This window comes from Flavobacterium sp. (genome assembly GCF_044369455.1).
In the GTDB taxonomy this organism is placed as follows: Bacteria; Bacteroidota; Bacteroidia; order Flavobacteriales; family Flavobacteriaceae; genus Flavobacterium.
In genome coordinates, this window is sequence record NZ_JBIPLW010000007.1 from 39,928 (window position 1) to 57,548 (window position 17,621).

Genomic DNA, 17,621 nt, shown 5'->3' on the forward strand with positions numbered 1-17,621 from the left:
AAACAAAAAAGCCCGATACTTTCGTATCAGGCTTCTTTAAGCTCCCCCTATTGGAGAAAGTTACAATTTTAATGCGATGATTGACTATGTAACTATCAGAAAATTAAAGGGTTGAACTTCGTGTAAAATTGCAGGAAGTTATATTTACTTTTTCTTAAAGCTTTGTAACTTCCTGATGTACTTTTTTTAGTTTTTCATAAAAATAATCCAATCCCATTCTGCTGGATTTCCAATTCCAACACTTGGAGTGTATAAAAATAGTTTAACACTAGCGTTCGGATTTGAATATAAATATTGTCTAACTTTTACCAAACTTTGCACTGAAGTCCACACTTCATTATAACTGTATGTTGTATTATCTGGATTAAATATATTTACAAATCCTGCACTTGGTGCAACATAATCTGTTGTCATAACTGTATCAAATTGATTTGCATTTAATAAATTTTGAGGATAATTCATTCGTCCAAGACCACTCCAAACAATTGTCCCATCAAATAATGTTTCTTTTAATTCTTGATAAATAATTTTAACACTTCCAAAATCACGAGGAGCAACATATTGATTAGTTAAGGTCATATTTGAGGTAGTATTAGGAAAAGATAATTCCTTTCCTCCTTCAAACTGATTTGTATTATAGTCAACTTTCAAAACCAAAACCTTGTTTGGATTTGTTGTTGGTGTATTGGCTTCCTCGTTGTCATTTGAACAAGAGATTAATGTCAAAATAATAGCTGTAAATGATAAAATTTTAGTTTTCATATTTTTAGTTTTCATATAAAAGTGTTAAATAGATGCTTTTTTCTTACAGAGTGTTGGCTAGTATTATTATAGAAAAATAAGGACAAAAAAATAAAATTATTTTGCAAAAACAAAAAAAATTGAAAAAAGTTAGAGAATTACATATAAAAACAAAAAATCCAACCTAAATAAATAGATTGGATTTCTCAATTTGCTCCCCCTCTTGGGCTCGAACCAAGGACCCTCTGATTAACAGTCAGATGCTCTAACCAACTGAGCTAAGGAGGAAACTGTATGTTTTCAGTAACTACTTTTATTTTCTTTTCACGAACCAATCCCGATAGCTATCGGGACTCTGATTAACAGTCAGAGGCTCTTTTTATTAACTATAGAGGATTGTAATATCCTTTTAAGCGGTTGCAAATATAGAACGAATTTTATTTTTTACAAATAAAAAATAAAGAAAAATGTAAAAAATGTTATTTGTTAAAAATTGCCTTGTATATATCATTTCCATTAGCAAATAGCAATAACGAAATAAGTAATACAATACCAACCATTTGGGCTCTTTCTAAGAACTTATCACTAGGTTTTCTGCCACTAATCATTTCGTATAATAAGAACATTACATGACCGCCATCTAAAGCAGGTATTGGTAATAAATTCATCACTCCAAGCATGATAGACAATAAAGCGGTGATGCCCCAAAAGGCTTCCCAACTCCAAGTGTTCGGGAAAATATTAAAGATTGCTGCAAAGCCTCCAACCCCTTTATAAGCTCCAGTACTTGGTGAAAAAATCGCTTTTAATTGTTTGCCATAACTGCTTAATTGTTGAAATCCTTTGTTAATTCCAACCGGAATCGATTCGAAGAACCCAAATTTTTCCTCACTCACTTTATACAAACCTAATTTGGAAAGATCTTCATAAGGCATGATTCTATTGGCATAATAAGCCCCAATTTTGGCACTATCATTAACTTTTAACGTAGTGGCAATTTCTTTGTTGTCTCTTTTTATAATTACGGGAATTGTTTGCCCTTTTAAGCTGTCAACAGCTTTGATAATTTCATCAGCATATTTTACGGGCTTACCGTTAAAACTAGTGACCATATCTTTGGGCTTTAATACCGCTTTGTTTGGAGAATTTTCAGCGACACCCGATACTACAAACGGGATACGCAATTCAACCAAAGAAGCTCTTTTTCCTTGCATCAATTGGTCGATAAAGTTCACGGGGAAATGTACTTTTTCCTCTTTGCCATCACGTAATACGATAATCTCCTTAGACAAAAATAATTTCTCATTAGACTCGTAAAAGCGTTCTACTTTTTCGCCATCAATAGAAATTAATTTATCTCCTGTTTTAAGTCCGGCTTTTTCTACTACTGGATTAGTAATCCAGATTCCGTCTTTTACCTCACTATTGGCAATATATTGTTCACCATAAAAGAAAGTCATTCCAATGTAGATAATGAATGCTAAAATAAAATTCACCGTAACACCACCCAACATGATAATTAAACGTTGCCAAGCTGGTTTAGAACGAAACTCCCATGGTTGCGGTTCTTGAGCCAATTGTTCCGTATCCATACTTTCGTCAATCATTCCTGATATTTTTACGTAACCGCCAAGAGGCAACCAACCGATACCATATTCGGTTTCGCCGATTTTCTTTTTTAGTAACGAATATTTAATGTCAAAAAACAGATAAAATTTTTCTACTCGTGTTTTAAATAATTTGGCCGGAATAAAATGGCCCAGTTCGTGAAGTATAATAAGTATTGATAAACTCAGTAAAAACTGAGATAATTTGATTGCAATTTCCATTTTTGTAATGTATCGATTTATTTTAAACGGACAAAAGTAAGGTTTCCGCCTTACTCTTTCACACTTTTTTTGTTAAAAAGGCCTGCCTGCCGTCTGGCAGGCTATTTTTTTATGAATTTTTTATGAAATACCCCATCAGAAGTTTGAAGGTCTATATAATGAATGCCAGAGGATAAAGAGGTCACAGAAAAATTTAAAGTGGTATTTTCCATGATTTTTTGCCCTAGGTTGTTGTATATAGTTACGTTTTCTAGGATGGTTGATGTTGGCATTTGAATATGTAATATATCCGAACTTGGATTAGGGTAAATGGTTATAGCATTTTCTAAATCAAAAATTTGATTTCCCAAAGTAATCGATGAATTAGCAGAAATTAAATGTCTGTCTGGGTCGAATTCAACATTGGTAATTGGGAAAGGAACACTCATAATTAGTTCCTCTCCGTTAAATGTATTATCCAATACCAAATCAGCTTGTTGCCCACTTGCGCCAAAAACTCTAACAGGAACAGGCATTTCAAAATAAGAAACAGAAGCATTCGATTGTGTTTGATTGATAGTGAATTTTGCTTGACCAGCACCCCAATTTTGAGCTGTAATGGTATAGGTTGGATACCCTTGATTGTAAATCCAGTCATTAAAAAACTCTGTTAAAGGTTGTCCGTAAACGGCTTCTAAATGAGATTTTAAATTGGTAGTTACTGCATATTTGTATGCCAAATCACTATCAGCTAAATAGTTCCTAAGCGCTAGGAAGAAAGCAGTGTCTCCCATTTTGAAACGCAACATTTCTAAAACCATTGCCCCTTTGTTATAACTCAATCGACTACTAAAAATTCTATTGACATCAGTTGCTTGTGCATCGGTTAAATATACATTTCCTGTTGGACTCGATGTAATGTAATTAATCATAGCGTCTTTTTCATCAACAAATGCAGCGTCACCATCAAAGCTTTCAATCACTAAAGCAGCTAAATACGTCGCAAACCCTTCGTTTAGCCAAATGTCTTTCCATGTACCGCAAGTTACTTTATTGCCAAACCATTGGTGTGCTAATTCGTGAGCGATTAATTCTCTGCTAAAATTTTGCATAAACGATACCGTAGTGTGCTCCATTCCGCCACCCCAGCTAAATTGGGCATGTCCGTATTTTTCATTTTTAAACGGATACGGTTCAAAAAGTGTTTCAAATAAATTCATTATGGCTGGAGTCTGAGACAAATCAGCAACAGCAGTAGCGTAATTTTCAGGATAGATATAATTTACAATTGGAAAAACAGTGGTAAGTCCGGCTGTCTGATTGTACACTTGATAATTGGTTACGGCAATAGCAATCAAATAGGCTGGAATTGGATAATTGTGGCTGAAACGGGTCGTTTTATTTGCACCAGAAACCACTGGTGCGCCTATTTGAACGCCATTAGAAACAGCGGTATATTGAGATGGATTGGTAATATACACATCGATAGTATTGATTTTATCATTCAAATCTTGTTTACAAGGCCACCAATCTCTCGCGCCAAAAGGTTCAGAAAGCGTCCATATTATTGGAGAACCATTATGTGTTGATTGTACAAAAGAATCAAATCCATTGGCTGGTGGAACACCAGAATAACTAATTTCAATAGTAGCGGAAGTTCCGGTTGTTTGCGTAGACGGCAATGTAATGATCAGTTGATTATTGGTGTCTTCAACAAATGTCAAGTTGGTGACACCTTTTTTTACCGAACTTACCGTTAACTGGTTGGCAAAATCAAAGGTAATAGTATTCATATTGGCCAAAGCAGTGTAGGTAGTTGTGATTTTCCCGGTAACAAATTTTACACTTGGATTAATTGTAAATTCTAATTTATGATAGGTTATATCATAATTTGCTGTATTTGGATTTACTTGAACACTCATAAGTTGCGATGCCGATTTCATTTCAGCTTCAGCAATCGAGTTTATAGAACTTTTTCTTTTTTGTGCAAAAACAAAAAATATTGAGAAACAAAGTAAAAATAAGTAGGTTTTTTTCATAGCAATGATAAAATTTTTGCGAATATAATAATTTTTGAAGGAAACTATTGCCAAAATAATATTAATTTACATGGGTATCAACTTGATTTTTATTCGGTTAGAAGCGTGTAAGTTTTTAAGTATCACAAAGGTTTTATAAAACATTTCATTAAATTTGCGTCCTTATAAAGTATAGACATGTTACAGATAAGTTATATCAGAGAAAACAAAGAAAAAGTGATTACGGCTTTAGCCAAAAGAAATATGGATGTGAAAACACTCGTAGAAGATGTAATCCAGTTAGATGAAACTAGAAGAAGCACTCAAGTAGCACTAGATAACGCTCTAGGCGAATCGAACAAACTATCTAAAGACATTGGTGAATTGATGAAAAATGGCGAAAAAGCCAAAGCTGAAATATTGAAACTAAAAACAGTTCAGTTAAAAGAAATAAGCAAAGAACTTTCTGAAAAATCAGAAGCGATAGCAAATGAACTTTTGCAAAAAATGTATTCACTACCAAATCTTCCTGCGGATATCGTTCCGGTTGGAAAAACCCCAGAAGAAAATCTAAACGTTTTTGAAGAAGGTGACATTCCAGTTTTACACGAAGGAGCTCAACCGCATTGGGAATTAGTAAAGAAATACGACATTATTGATTTTGAATTAGGTGTAAAAATTACTGGCGCTGGATTTCCGGTCTATAAAGGAAAAGGAGCCAAATTACAACGGGCTTTAATATCCTATTTCTTAGATAAAAACACAGAAGCAGGATACCAAGAGTTTCAAGTGCCTCATTTGGTAAACGAAGCATCGGCATACGGAACGGGACAATTACCTGATAAAGAGGGTCAAATGTATCATGACGCAACTGATGATTTGTATTTGATTCCAACTGCTGAAGTTCCGGTAACCAATATTTTCCGAGATGTGATTTTGCAGGAAAGTGAATTGCCCATTTTGTGTACTGGTTACACACCCTGTTTCAGAAGAGAAGCAGGTTCCTATGGCGCACATGTTCGGGGTTTAAACCGTTTACACCAATTTGACAAAGTAGAAATCGTTCGAATAGAACATCCTGATAAATCGTACGAAGCTTTAGACGGCATGGTAGAACATGTGAAAAAATTGTTGCAGGAATTAAAATTACCTTACCGAATTCTGCGTCTTTGTGGGGGCGACATGGGTTTTGCTTCCGCTTTAACATATGATTTTGAAGTGTTTTCTACAGCGCAAGATAAATGGTTAGAAATCTCTTCGGTTTCCAATTTCGAAACGTTCCAAGCGAACCGTTTGAAATTGCGTTTTAAGGGAAAAGAAGGGAAAACACAATTAGCGCATACTTTGAACGGAAGTTCCTTAGCATTGCCAAGGGTTTTGGCCGGAATCTTAGAAAATTATCAGACTCCAGATGGGATTGTAATCCCAGAAGTATTGCGCAAGTATACTGGGTTTGATATCATCAACTAAAAAAGTTAAGCTGTCTTAAAATGGGCAGCTCTTTTTAACATTTAATTGCACTAATCGGACACAAAAAGTGGTACTTTAGTGCATTATTTTTAAAATCCTATGAAAAAAACGCTCTCATTTCTTTTGCTTTTTATTTCTTTTTGGGTTCAAGGCCAAAACGAGCAATTAGCAAATAACTATTTCGACCGCGGAGAGTTTGAAAAAGCTTTAGTAAGTTATGAAGACCTGCTTAAATCTCAGGAAGGAAATTACAATTACTTTCAAAGAGTAATTGAATGTTACCAGCAATTGCTTCAGTTTGACAAAGCACAAAGTGCACTCGAGAATCGATTAAACAAATACAGACAAGCCAATCTTTTAGTTGAGTTAGGGTATAATTATCAATTGCAAAAAAATCAGGAAAAGGCCAATAAATATTACAACCAAGCCATTGATAAAATCAAAAAAAATGCCACCGAAGTCTATGGCATTGCTTATGTTTTTGAGCGAAAAGCGTTGGTAGATTATGCACTTTTGGCGTATAAAACTGCCCTTGAAAAAGAACCCAAAATGAGTTTTAATTTTCAGATGGCAGTGCTTTACGGTCAGCAAGGCAATACTAGTTTGATGATAGACACTTTTTTAGATGAAGCTTATAGTAATCAACAAAATCTGCCCTTAATTCAAAATCAATTGTCCCGATTTATGACGGAACAAGAAGATGTTGTTTTTAATGATATCTTAAAAAAAGCATTACTAATAAGAGCTCAGAAAACACAAGATATTTTTTGGAATGATTTTTTGAGTTGGCTATTTATACAACAAAAAGAATACGGAAAAGCGTTTATTCAACAAAAAGCCATCTACAAAAGAAATCCAGATTCCTTTTCTAATATTGTTAGTTTGGGTCAAATGGCTATCGAAGATAATGACCAAGATTCGGCTCAAGAAATTCTGACTTTTGTATTGGATAACACCAAAGATTTAGATTTATTGATTCAGGCACATTACTATTTATTAGAAATGAAAATTGACCATGCTGCTGAGAAAGATTATCCAGCGATTACAAATGAAATTGATGTTTTGATAAAAGAGTATGGAGTAAGTCCGTATACACTTTCATTATTAAAATTACAAGCAGATTTCAACGCATTTCATTTGAACAATCCTGAAAAAGCCAAAGCCATTTTAAAAAGCGCTATGGAAATGCCTATCAATCGATATCAACTGGCAGAAACCAAAATGGAATTGGCTGACATTCTTTTATTTGAAGAAAAATTCAATCAAGCTTTACTATATTACTCACAGATCGATGAAGATATGGGAGGCGATGTTATCGGACAAGAAGCCGGTTTGAAAACAGCTAAAACGAGTTATTTTAAAACGGATTTTGAATGGGCTTCCCATCAGTTGAAAGTATTAAAATCAGCTTCATCCCAATTGATTGCCAATGATTCTTTAGAGTTGTTTTTATTAATAAGTGATAATACCGTTGAGGATTCGTTGCAAGTAGCTTTGAAGAAATTTGCCCGTGCTGATTTTCTGTTGTATCAAAATAAAAAGAAGGAATCACTAGAACAATTTCAGCTACTATTAAAAGAGCATAAAGGCGAAGATATAGAAGCGGTAACCTTATTGCGTATCGGAAAAATTTATGAAAAACAAGGCGATTTTATCAAAGCAATAGAAAATTATAATACCATAATTACCAATCATAAAGAAAGTATATACATTGATGAAGCACTTTATTATTCCGCTGAAATTTACAACAATCAGTTAAAAGATCCCGAAAAAGCCAAACCACTTTATGAAGAAATGATATTTAAACATGAAGATAGCATTTACTATGTTGACTCGAGGAACAAGTACAGGAAACTTCGAGGCGATACTAATCTTTAGTGTTCAGTCCCGATAGCTATCGGGAGTTTTTAGTGCTCAGCAAAATCAAAAATCGTTAATCACAAATCAATAATCGAAAATCTTATGATTTTATACAACGTCACTATAAACATCCACGAAAGTGTTCACGACCAATGGATGATTTGGATGCAACACAAACACATTCATGATGTACTTGCCACAGGAAAATTTTCTTCGGCACGCATGGTAAAAGTATTAGTAGAAGAAGAAATGGGCGGAACAACCTATTCCATTCAATACACCACTGACAGTAAAGAAACGTTGCAAAAATATTACGATGAAGATGCACCACGGCTTCGCGAAGAAGGATTGCAATTATTTGGCGATAAAATGTTGGCTTTTAGAACAGAATTGGAGTTGATTTCGGAATTTTTTCAGACCAATTAGAACTTAAAGACATGGATAAAAAGCCAATTAAAGATTTTGATGTTCTTTTAAAAGGACAATTAACTGTTAATTTACCAATTACAATAACAATGGTTGTTGTCTTTTTTGGACTTGCAGAATTTACTGATTTTTCTTTTTTCCGAAATGTATCAATTTCATTTATTCTTGGATGGATTTCTTGGGGGTTTTTAGTAAGAAATTGGATTCTTTGGGCAAAGAAAAATGATGTTTCCGATGAAAGATTATTAAAAATAGGAAAACCAGGATTAGTAGTTTGGAGTATTCATACAATTGAAACCGTTACTAAGAAGAATAAATATCCTTGGATATAAGTTAAAAACAATTTGCTTTGTGCCTTTGCGCCTTTGCGAGAAAAAAACCTTAGCGACTTAGTGTCTTCGCGGCAAAAAAACAAATTAGATACTGAAATAAATTCAGCATAAATGGAAAAAGTAAAAGCCAAAAAACACCTCGGACAACATTTTTTAACTGACGAAAGTATCGCATCAGCCATTGCCGATACCTTAGCGTTTGATGGCTATGACAACATTTTGGAAATTGGTCCCGGCATGGGCGTTTTAACCAAATACCTTCTGGAAAAACCAACGACAACGTATGTTATCGAAATCGACACTGAATCTGTTGACTATTTGAACACTCATTATCCAAAACTCCATGGAAAAATAATTTCCAAAGATTTTTTGAAATACAACATCAACGAAGTTTTTGAAGGAAAACCTTTTGCCATCATAGGAAATTTTCCTTATAATATTTCTACTCAAATTGTGTTTAAATGTTTGGAATTAAGGCATCAAGTTCCTGAGTTTTCGGGAATGTTTCAAAAAGAAGTAGCGGAACGAATCTGTGAAAAAAAAGGAACCAAAGCGTACGGAATTTTATCGGTATTAGTGCAAGCTTTTTATGAAGCCGAATATTTATTTACAGTTCCACCCAATGTTTTTAATCCGCCACCCAAAGTAAATTCGGGGGTTTTGCGCTTACGCAGAAAAGAGAATTTTACGCTGCCTTGTAATGAAAAATTATTCTTCTCCGTAGTAAAAATAGGTTTTCAACAACGACGCAAGACCTTAAGAAATAGTTTAAAATCATTCGCTTTATCTGATAATTTAAAAGAAGATACTATCTTTGACCTGCGCCCAGAGCAATTAACCGTTGAACAATTCATCGAACTCACTCAAAAAATAGAAGCCAATGCAGTTTAAAATCAGCAAAAAACTCTTAGAGCAAATCGAGCAACTCATTCAAGACAAAAACGACCAAGAATTGGAGGTTTTGTTGAATGATATGCACCATGCCGATATTGCGGAGATTTTTGATGAATTAGACATTGAAGAAGCGATTTATATTTTCAGAATTCTAGACGTTGAAATCACATCTGAAATTCTTACTGAATTGGAGGAAGATGTTCGTGAAAAAATTCTAAATGGCCTTTCCGCTAAAGAAATTGCCGAAGAGTTAGATGAATTAGATACGGATGATGCCGCCGACATTATTGCCGAGCTTTCACAAAGCAAAAAAGAAGAAGTAATCTCCGAACTTGAAGACGTTGAGCATGCCAAAGACATAGTTGATTTATTGCGCTACGACGATGATACTGCTGGAGGACTAATGGGAAAAGAGTTGGTGAAAGTCAATGAAAATTGGAATGTACTTACCTGTGTGAAAGAAATGCGAATTCAAGCAGAACATGTCACTCGTGTACATTCTATTTATGTGGTTGATGATGAAAATAGATTGAAAGGAAGATTATCCCTAAAAGATTTATTAACTACTTCTACCAAAACACCCATCAGTGAAGTCTATATTAAAAAAGTTGACTACGTAAGAGTAGATACCGAAAACACAGAAGTTGCTCGAATCATGCAAAAATATGACTTAGAAGCCATCCCCGTTGTAGATGAAATGGGAAGATTGGTCGGTCGTGTAACTATCGATGATATTGTTGACGTAATCAAAGATGAAGCAGATAAGGATTACCAATTGGCAGCCGGTATCTCGCAAGATGTTGAAGCAGACGATAGCATCTTGGAACTGACAAAAGCCCGTTTGCCTTGGTTGGTTTTAGCACTTTTAGGAGGTTTTATTAGCGTGAAAATGTTAGGCCTTTTCGAACCAGCAATGAAAGAACATGGCGAACTGTTTTTCTTTACGCCGTTAATTGCCGCTATGGCGGGTAATGTAGGTGTTCAGTCTTCTGCAATAATCGTCCAAGGTTTGGCCAATCACTCTATCAGCGGTTCTATTTTTAAGCGATTATTAAAAGAAATTTCATTGAGTCTTTTAAACGGAATTATTTTAGCGTCAATTCTATTATTAGGAAGTCATTTTCTTTTAGGGGTTGAACCTAAAATAGGGATGATTGTAACTATTGCGCTAGTTTCTGTAATTATTATTGCCTCACTTATAGGCACTTTTATTCCTTTGTTATTAGATAAATTGGGGATTGACCCAGCTTTGGCTACAGGGCCATTTATTACGACTAGTAATGATATTTGCGGAATTTTAATTTACTTTTCGATTGCAAAAATGATCCTTGGATTTTAGTTTAGGAGCAGCACATTTTCTATCTTCTGGCGTATGCTCCCGCTGTCCATTATATCTTTTTCTTTTCAAAGAAAAAGGATGCCATTCCCATCGGGGCTAGTAAGGACGTTTTTTTTTACTCCGCAAAAGCAGCCATAGCGGGTAGTGCTCTATTGTTAAAATCCCATAACGATTGGTTTTCCCAAGGCGAACCATTGGTCGATTGATTGCCTCTAAAAGCGACCCATTCGGTTCCCCAATAACAAAACCCAAATCCTTGTTGCGTTTCTTTTATCTTTTCTTTTAAGGCAAGTAAATAGGCTTTTTGCCCTAAAGGCGTTGCGCTAAATAAAGGAATAATTTGATCGGTTGTTCCCAAAATATTATTGGTCCAGTCATTAAAACCTAATGTAAAAGGATACGAAGTTTCGGCAATAATCACTTTTTTATTATGCGTTTGACCTAAAGTAATGATGGTAGATTTTACTTCTTCAAGATTCTTTCCGTGCCAAATAGGGTAATACGACAATCCAATATAATCATAATTTATAATAGTCATTTTATTGTAAAACCAACTCGCATCAGCACCAATACCTGCATAGTGCAGCATGATTTTTGTTTTTGGCGCTTGGGTTCGAATGGTGTTACTTGCAATTGATAATAATTCTAAAAATTCACTTTCATGGGTTGCCAAATCTGCTTTAGGCCACATAAACCCATTGTTTATTTCATTGCCAATTTGAATAATATCAGGTTTTATTTCAGCCACTACAGTTGACGTATAATTTGCAAAAGCAACTTTTAAATCGCTAAACGATAAATTAGCCCATGCTGCTGGTATCGTTTGCGCTCCTGGATCGGCCCAAGTGTCAGAATAGTGAACGCAAAGCCATACTTTCATGCCAGCATTTTTTACTCGTTGTGCTAATGCTTTGACTTCAGTAAAAGAAGAAAGATTTTCGGGAGAGTTATTCCAAATGCGAATACGAATGGTGTTACATCCCGCTTTTTTTAATGTAATTAATGCATCTTCCGATTGATTAGTAGCATTGAAGTATTGCGTTCCTTCACCTTCAATTAGAGGTAAAAATGACATGTCAGCTCCTTTGATAAACACTTCTTGTGAACTATCATTCGATGAAGTGTCCTCTGAACATGAAAAAGAAAACAATAAAAGGGTACAATAAAAAACGGCTCTTATTTTCATATTTCAAAGTTACTCAAAATTATGGAAGAGATTAAAATTAAAAATCCTCTGAGGATTTTTAATAACATTCATTTTAGAACTTAATCTGGTTTAGATGTAGCTTCTAATTTTTCGAGGCGTTCCAAAATAGCTCTTTGCTGTTGCTCCAATTGTTGTTTTAAGGTCTTTATTTCATTTTTTTGATTTTCAATAACTTCTTGCTGTTCCTGAACGGCTTTTACTAAAACCGGAATAATTTCTGCGTATTTCATCCCTAATCGTTCCGATTTTTGCCAAACTCGTCCCTGTCCTTCGGGAAGTTCAAACCAATCAGAATCTACAATAACTTGGGGCAAAACCTGTTTTACTTCTTGTGCTACAAAGCCTAAATGCGTAGCTGAGTTATCAATTGCGTTGTCTTTCCATTGAAAAGAAATCGGACGCAACTGTTTGATTTTATCTAACCCAAAAGTTATGGGTTTCATTTCTTTTTTATCATTAGCATCACTCGTCTGAATCGTTCCGTTTACAGCAAACACATTGGTCCAGCGCAGCCCTAATTGTCCTAAGGTAATACCATTATCAATAGCAGGTGTTACAGAACTGCCTCCTAATCTTAAAACATCATTGACTGTGACTAAATCATCACTACTTTGCCCGAAAAACAGCAATCCAGCTTCATTTCTCATTTGCCAATCTGAGCCCGAACGCTTTAGTTCAAAACCTACCTCGGTTGATGCCGTATTGGTAATCCTTCCATAAACAATTCCTGCATTTGATACTTCTAATTTTCTAGCAGGAGTAGCCCCAATTCCAACATTTCCGGCAGAAGTTATTCTAACTAGACCAGTCGGCACATTAAAATCTACACCACCAGCATTGCCTCCGGTTGCGTTTGTAGTGCCAAAAAGTGCCATTGCTGCTCCATTCGCACTGCTTCCTGATTGTGGGCCAAGAAACATATAATCGGTATTATTTCGGTATACCAAGGCAGCATTATCAGCAGAAAAGCCATTCGTTAAAAAGGTTCTTCCTGCTACATGCAATCGTTCTAAAGGTGCCGTAGTGCCTATACCTACATTAACAGTGCTAGTGGCAGAATTTACGCCATTTACACTTCCTAAAACCAAACTGTTACTAGCGCTAACTAATGCATTGGTGCCAATAGCTGCGGCGTTTGTTAAATTATTGGTGGACAAATTTGCATTACATCCAATTATCGTGTTTAGTGTCCCATCTGTATTAACGTTTCCGGCAAATGCTCCCACAAAAGTATTTTGATTACCGATACCATTACTAGCACCTGAAGAAAATCCGAAAAATGAATTATTTGCTCCCGTTGAGTTTCCATTTCCAGAAAAAGAGCCCACAAAGGAGTTTTGATTTGCTTGGTTTACTATTCCTGCTCCATTTCCAATTAAAATATTGTTCGATCCTGTTGCCCCGTTTCCTCCAGCCAGCCTGCCAAGATACACGTTTTGACTTCCCGTGGTATTGGACTGTCCTGCACCAGCTCCAACATAGGTGTTACTTGATGTAGTGGTATTAGAAGCTCCTGCGCCTTGACCAACAAAGGTGTTACTATCACCTGTTGTGTTTAGTAGCCCAGCAGTACCGCCAAAAAAGGTATTGGAAACCCCTGTATTAACAGGCCCAGCGTTCAAACCTAAACTCACTAAACCAGTCGCAGTATTTGAAATATTTCCTGCAAAAGTATTTCCTGTTCGAAAACGGAGCGGTTGACTATCAGCTGTACCTAGAAAATTTGTTAAAGCACTTGTACCCGTGTTACCATTCAGCGCCCATAAATTTGTAGTTACTGGAGGTGTACCAACAATCCCACCGCCTCCGTTTGGGTCTATAACGGTTAATGTTCTATAAGACCTAAAAATAGAACCAAATGCTGATAATGGGGTTGCAGGACTATTTATCATCTGGCAATCGGGAGCAGACCATTGTATTTGAATTGTTTGAGGAATTCCTATAGGTACAGATACTGGATATGAAATGTTAGTGTCCCATGTAGTAATATCATCATCAAATAAAGAAGAATTTACAATAGATTGTTTGGAAGCAGTTTGCCAACTTGTAACTGGAATTCCATTTAAAACTATTCGGAAAAAAATAGCGGTATTAGCACAAGCATCATCAAAGCGATTGCCAGCAGCAGAAAAATTTACAAGAACAACATCGTCCTTAGGTGTAAATGTGACACTCATCTGTGGAAGCGAGAAAAAAGTACTCGACGAAAAAGTATCAAGAGTTCCAACGGCGGTATAGTATGTTGGGTTATTCTCTCCATTAGCATCAAAACGAACCCAATTTGTTGTATTCCAATAATAAAACCCGGGATACACATTATTCGGATTAACGCCTGCTGTTGCTGTGTTGTAAATCATAGTGCTTACGGGTAAAATACCTCCCAGAGGGTTAACAACTGGTGCTTGAACTATTTTACTAGTTAAAGCCACTCTAGGAATCAAAATTCCGTGATCATTAGCATTAATATCAAGAACAGCATTTGGCAACGAGGTACCAATTCCAGTTGCTCCATTTTTCAAAACCACCATCGCATCGCTTCTTTCCGCTACATCAACTGTATTATTATTATTTGCATCAATGGCGTTTCCAACTACAAATAATCTATCAGTTGAATTGGCTGTTCTAAATTGAGTGGCTCCGTTTGTAGACGGTGTGTAAGTGGTTGCGCCAATTCCGACAACAACTTCTCCAAAACTATTAGCAAAATTATTTAGGCCTGCAACGAAAGTGTTGTCTCCCAAGCTATTTGAAAATCTTCCAAAACCTGTTGAAAAACTTCCCGAGGCAATAGTATTATTGCCAAAAGCAAAAGAAGTATTACCTGAAGCAGTTGAGCCATTTCCAAATGCAAATGATGTAGAACCTGAAGCGGTATTTGATAGGCCAAAAGATGTTGAAAGATTTCCTGATGAAGTAGAATTATTGCCAAATGCAAATGAAAGACTTCCAGAGGCAGTAGTGTTTAAACCAAATGCAACTGATGTTGATCCAATATTCGTATCATCCCATTGTGTTCCTGTTACAATTCCCGCTCTAAATGCTGTCTTTCTCGGATTCCAAACCATTCTAGTACCAGCACCTGAAGGCGCTACAACTCCAGTTCCAGAAGTTCCGGTGGAAACCAAACCATCTGTTCCATTAATTAAAACCGCTCCGGTATCGGCTGTTATCGTTCCTCCATTTCCTGGTCCACCAAAATCGTAGGCTTGGTCAAGTGTTCCTCCGTCGGCTCCTTGTATAGCAATCCAATCCGATGAGGTATTATTCCAATAATAAAAACCTATTGGTTTAGGATTTCCCGAAAATGTAGTCGAAGTCGTTAAATACACCAACATTCCTTGTTGTGCAAGGGTGGGATTGGTAGCAGGGAAAACATCAACTTTTGGAATTAAAATCCCGTCTGTATTGCTCGGTGTTGCCTGATTGCTCGATTGCACATCGAGTTGGGCATTCGGAGTAGTGGTATTAATTCCAACTTGAGCCTTACTTTCGATTCCAATAACAAGTAGTGAAAAGAGTAGTATTTTTTTTATCATGATGCTGAATTTTTAGTCGATTACTTTACAAAAAGTTATGATCTAACTCTCTGAAAATGATGGATAAAATTCCGCCTTTAGTTCAAAACACGCAATACGATATTAGTCATAGTATAATAAGATGAAAAATGCTTTAACTCTTTAAAAATGGCTATTGCTTTACTAGATTAAAATAAAAAAATACGCTAAAAGGCGTATTCAGGAAAACTGCAAATGGCTTGGAGACCGATTTATTTCAGAGGAATAGTCAAAGTAATTTGTAAACCATCATTTTGAGCAAAATTGACTTTTCCTCCTAATAATTCAATTCTTCTTTTAATATTGGTAATTCCATTCCCAAACTGATTTTCCTTATTCATTCCAGAACCGTTATCAGCAACAATAATCTCTAAAATATTTTTGTCATTAACTTTAATGCTAATCTCTATTTTTTGAGCTTTAGCATGTTTAACAGCGTTGTTTAACAGCTCTTTGACACATAAAAACAAATGTTTTCTTTGCGCTCCGTTTATAATTAAGGCTTCTTTAGAAGCTATGTTGGTTGTGAATTCAAATTCAATATTTGTGCTTTCGAGTAAAGTAACGCCATATTGTTTGACATACTCTGTAAAACTTTGTAAACCGTTATTATCGGTACTTAACGACCATATAAAAGTGTTAAGTTGCTGTGAGATTTCTTTACCAGTTTGAACAATTTTGGTAGCCAACACTTTTTGTTTCTCTCCGGCATTTTTGTCTTTAAGTAACAAATCGGCATGAATTAAAATACTACTTAACCCACTTCCAATATCATCATGTAAATCTTTACTGATGTCATTTTTTTGATTTAATAGTGTTTGCTGAACTTTGTTTTTTCTTCTAATAATAATTATAAATAAAACGGATAGTAAAATCCCCAATAGCGCTGCTATCAATTGTAAAAAAGTATACTTTCGTTTTTTGATTAGCTCTTCTATTTGAAAGTTAAGTAGTTTATTTTCGTTTTTGGCGTATTGTTCTGTAATGTTTTGAATCTTTAAGTTTCCCTTTAAACGGATTTCTTCATTGTTGTTGATTAATTTTTCTTGAACAATGGAAAGCTTTTCTATTTGATTGGTTTTTTTGAAAACATTCAAAGCAATTTTAAAAAAATAATGCTGAAAAGTAGCGTTAACATTCTTTTTATGAATCAATTCAAGCCCTTTTTCAAACCATTGATTATTTTTTATTTTATTGTTTTCAAAACATTGTATCAAAAAACCATAATTGAGTAGAACAATATCAAAATAGTGACTTTTTTGAGCTGAAAGAATACTCTTTTGAAAATAGAAAACAGCGCTATCCATTTTCTTTTCTTCAAGATAAATTTGCCCAAAAGTTTGTTCTATATTGGGAATTCCTCGTTTACTATTTGTTTTTTTTGCAAATAAATACGCTTTCGTGTTATACCATACAGCAGAATCTGTTTGCTGAATTATCAGCTTTAATTGTGCAATATTGTTGAAAATATGTTCGTTTTGAATCGAACTACGGATAGAAGATTTAGTATTTTTCTCAGGTTGATACGCTTTAGCTTTCCAGAACGACTTTTCGGCTTCTTTCAACTCATTCATTTCAACTTGATTAATTCCCTTAAAAAAATAGGCATTAGCAATCAGCGAATTATCTTGAAGTTGTTTTGCCTTCTGAATTGCTTTTTCAGCTTCATTAGTGCCAAATTGAAATAAACCGTCGTAATAAAAAAGTTCCGATTGTAAGCTGTGAATAAAAACTGTGGTTGTATCGTTTTGTTTTGGTGAAACTAAATCCTTTGTTTTGGCTAACCACTTTTGTGATGATTGAATATCATCGACTTCCAAATAATACTCTGCTAAAAGAAATGATCGGGTAATTTTACACTTTTGAGTCTTACAGTTATTAAATTCTTGTAATTTACTTTTATCAGCAAACTTCTGTGCGTTTACAGCAACAAAAATAAACAGCAAATATAAGTTTAAATAAAATTTCATGG

Annotated in this window: 12 protein-coding genes and 1 tRNA gene; 6 read left to right on the forward strand and 7 right to left on the reverse strand. The window is 35.1% G+C overall.

The features are described 5' to 3' along the window. Window positions 1-186: 186 nt before the first annotated feature. The 4 genes from ACIQ2L_RS08315 to ACIQ2L_RS08330 all read right to left on the reverse strand — a co-directional run bounded on the left by ACIQ2L_RS08315 (window position 187) and on the right by ACIQ2L_RS08330 (window position 4,588). Complete coding sequence (locus ACIQ2L_RS08315) at window positions 187-762, reverse strand: hypothetical protein (RefSeq protein ID WP_396157740.1); 576 nt, start codon at window positions 760-762, stop codon at window positions 187-189. 193 nt (window positions 763-955) lie between these two features. Beyond that, window positions 956-1,029, reverse strand: a tRNA-Asn gene (locus tag ACIQ2L_RS08320). A 191-nt stretch (window positions 1,030-1,220) separates the two neighbouring features. Then, window positions 1,221-2,570, reverse strand: coding sequence for an RIP metalloprotease RseP (rseP, locus tag ACIQ2L_RS08325; protein ID WP_396157741.1), 1,350 nt, complete (start codon window positions 2,568-2,570; stop codon window positions 1,221-1,223). 101 nt (window positions 2,571-2,671) lie between these two features. Beyond that, window positions 2,672-4,588: a M1 family aminopeptidase gene (locus tag ACIQ2L_RS08330; protein ID WP_396157742.1), complete on the reverse strand. Its 1,917-nt coding sequence runs from the start codon at window positions 4,586-4,588 to the stop codon at window positions 2,672-2,674. A gap of 177 nt (window positions 4,589-4,765) precedes the next feature. Here ACIQ2L_RS08330 and serS point away from each other — a divergent pair, with 177 nt between their 5' ends. The 6 genes from serS to mgtE all read left to right on the forward strand — a co-directional run bounded on the left by serS (window position 4,766) and on the right by mgtE (window position 10,888). Then, window positions 4,766-6,037 (forward strand): serine--tRNA ligase, encoded by a 1,272-nt coding sequence (gene serS / locus ACIQ2L_RS08335; RefSeq protein ID WP_396157743.1) that lies wholly within the window; start codon window positions 4,766-4,768, stop codon window positions 6,035-6,037. A gap of 99 nt (window positions 6,038-6,136) precedes the next feature. Beyond that, window positions 6,137-7,915 carry a tetratricopeptide repeat protein gene (locus ACIQ2L_RS08340; RefSeq protein WP_396157744.1) on the forward strand — a complete coding sequence of 593 codons (1,779 nt, stop codon included), beginning with the start codon at window positions 6,137-6,139 and terminating at the stop codon, window positions 7,913-7,915. An 84-nt stretch (window positions 7,916-7,999) separates the two neighbouring features. Further along, complete coding sequence (locus tag ACIQ2L_RS08345; protein WP_396157745.1) at window positions 8,000-8,323, forward strand: DUF4286 family protein; 324 nt, start codon at window positions 8,000-8,002, stop codon at window positions 8,321-8,323. An 11-nt stretch (window positions 8,324-8,334) separates the two neighbouring features. Further along, complete coding sequence (locus ACIQ2L_RS08350) at window positions 8,335-8,655, forward strand: hypothetical protein (protein ID WP_396157746.1); 321 nt, start codon at window positions 8,335-8,337, stop codon at window positions 8,653-8,655. Window positions 8,656-8,766: 111 nt separating this feature from the next. Beyond that, a complete protein-coding gene (gene rsmA, locus ACIQ2L_RS08355; protein ID WP_396157747.1) occupies window positions 8,767-9,546 on the forward strand; it encodes a 16S rRNA (adenine(1518)-N(6)/adenine(1519)-N(6))-dimethyltransferase RsmA in 780 nt (259 codons plus the stop codon). Beyond that, window positions 9,536-10,888, forward strand: coding sequence for a magnesium transporter (gene mgtE / locus ACIQ2L_RS08360; RefSeq protein WP_396157748.1), 1,353 nt, complete (start codon window positions 9,536-9,538; stop codon window positions 10,886-10,888). The genes rsmA and mgtE overlap by 11 nt, the downstream gene beginning before the upstream one ends. A gap of 115 nt (window positions 10,889-11,003) precedes the next feature. Here mgtE and ACIQ2L_RS08365 read toward each other — a convergent pair whose 3' ends face one another. The 3 genes from ACIQ2L_RS08365 to ACIQ2L_RS08375 all read right to left on the reverse strand — a co-directional run bounded on the left by ACIQ2L_RS08365 (window position 11,004) and on the right by ACIQ2L_RS08375 (window position 17,619). After that, window positions 11,004-12,074 (reverse strand): arabinogalactan endo-beta-1,4-galactanase, encoded by a 1,071-nt coding sequence (locus ACIQ2L_RS08365; protein ID WP_396157749.1) that lies wholly within the window; start codon window positions 12,072-12,074, stop codon window positions 11,004-11,006. Between the two features lie 80 nt (window positions 12,075-12,154). Continuing rightward, window positions 12,155-15,631, reverse strand: coding sequence for a tail fiber domain-containing protein (locus ACIQ2L_RS08370; protein ID WP_396157750.1), 3,477 nt, complete (start codon window positions 15,629-15,631; stop codon window positions 12,155-12,157). A gap of 230 nt (window positions 15,632-15,861) precedes the next feature. Next, entirely contained in the window at window positions 15,862-17,619 is a 1,758-nt protein-coding gene (locus ACIQ2L_RS08375) for an ATP-binding protein (protein ID WP_396157752.1), read from the reverse strand. Window positions 17,620-17,621: the final 2 nt, after the last annotated feature.